Origin of the sequence: Acidovorax sp. CF316 (assembly GCF_000276605.1) — a bacterium.
Taxonomy (GTDB): Bacteria; Pseudomonadota; Gammaproteobacteria; order Burkholderiales; family Burkholderiaceae_C; genus Acidovorax.
The window spans coordinates 1-1,670 of record NZ_AKJX01000072.1; the positions used below are offsets into that span (position 1 = coordinate 1).

Below are 1,670 nucleotides of genomic sequence, written 5' to 3' on the forward strand. Positions count from 1 at the left end.
CGTTGCATCTCCATGACGGGCAAAGGCTGAGACGCTGCAGCGCTCGCGGGCAAGCCATGCCGCACCTCAGTACGAGGTGCACTGGCGCCCACTGGGCTGGGGCCACCTATGGAACTGCCAGCCGTTGGTGCTTGGGTCGCGGTGGGCGCAAGCTGTGCGGCAGTTCTGGCCCGGGGCAAGGTGGCCGTTGCCGATGCGCGCTGAGACCCCCGATCTGCCTGCGTGCCAACCGGGCCAGCCGGTGCAGCGGGTGGGCGGCTGGGCACCTGCTGTGCCAGTGCCGCCTGGTCCACGGGGACCAGGGTCACGCCTGCGAATGGCTCGGCACCGAGCACGCCGCCGGCCTGCAGGTGCGCCAAGATGGCTGCCTGGTCGCCTCCAACCACGAGCATGCCGGAGTCCAGGGCCTGGACCTGTGCGTCTATGGGGGCGGTGGCCTGGGGCTGGGGCGCTGTTGCAGGTGCGCTTGCGGGAAGTGGGTTTTTTCAGGACGGCGAGTAGCTCGTCAACCTTAACTCACCCATTAAACGACCAACTGGACGGATCCCGAGCGCGCCTATGGCCTCGCTCTTCTCTCCAGGGGTTTCCCCATCGATTCCTGCGTGCCAGAACCGACGCACCCATCACTTCCAGCGATTCAAGAATCGTAGAAATTTATTTCATTCTTTGTCGTAATAATTTTTCATCCAGTGATCAATGTCCATTCCTTCCTTTGCGACAAAGTACACAAAGAGTTTTGCATTTCCAAGACTTGCCCCTTTTCCGAGGAGATGTCTTATGTATTTTTCCGCATCCAATCGTGCAAGTTTGCGCACGTCCTCCAGATGTAGGTTGTATACATCTCTGTAATCACGACAGCTTCCCTCCTCCTGAGAAATATCCCTCCCAAGATCACGATTCAGGAACTCTAGAGTGGAATCATATAACCCAGCCATAGCAAATCCTTTAACAGTTATTTTTTCCTGGCAATTATATTAACCTTGCTAGGAACATCCTTGAGTCCATCGGCGTCAATAGGGTCCTTCAATGTTATCTCGAAGGCCTCGTATCCAACTTTCCCCCTGGCCTTGCCGAACGATATATCTCTTATCGCGGCCTGCGCCCAATAATTTTTCGTTCCATTGTGATTGCTTTTACGATGCTTGTCGAATTCTTTTTGGAAATTTTTGAGATTTTCTTCAGCCAGCTTGCCAGGCAAGGCAATCGGGGGGCTCCCCGTGGTTTCAATGTAATAAGAAATCAATTTTCTCAATATTGCCTCGGTCACTCCAGGGGTGTTGATTATCACGTGCTCCTCTGTTGATTTTATTTTTGCCCTTTTTGAAATGCTCAAGATTGGGCCGTTATCTGTTATTTCCACGCTGGCAAAATCAACATCCTCTCCGTCCACGAGCATCGTAATGGCGTTACTTGGGTCGTTGTCCGTAGTTATTCGAACCTTGAAGTCTGTGAGCGGAACCGGACGCGGATTGTTCTCCGACCCCAGCGGGCCTTTCTCCGGCGCCGCACCCGCACCGTCCTTGCCTGCATCGCGGCTCATCTGGATGGGAAGGTACGGGGCGGAAGGTGCGCTGCCATTGGGCCGCTCAATACCGTTCTGCGGCGGGGCCGAGGCTGAGCGCTCCAACTGCGCAATACCAAACGCCAGATCCACCAAATCCTGCCCATCA

Annotated in this window: 2 protein-coding genes; both read right to left on the reverse strand. The window is 55.3% G+C overall.

The features are described from left to right. Window positions 1–659: 659 nt before the first annotated feature. The gene (locus tag PMI14_RS34725; protein ID WP_146187999.1) at window positions 660–935 is read right to left on the reverse strand and encodes a hypothetical protein; all 276 of its coding nucleotides are present in this window, start codon (window positions 933–935) and stop codon (window positions 660–662) included. 17 nt (window positions 936–952) lie between these two features. Beyond that, window positions 953–1,670, reverse strand: a 718-nt coding sequence (locus PMI14_RS34730; RefSeq protein WP_007851702.1) for a hypothetical protein, incomplete at its 5' end; no start/stop codon positions are given.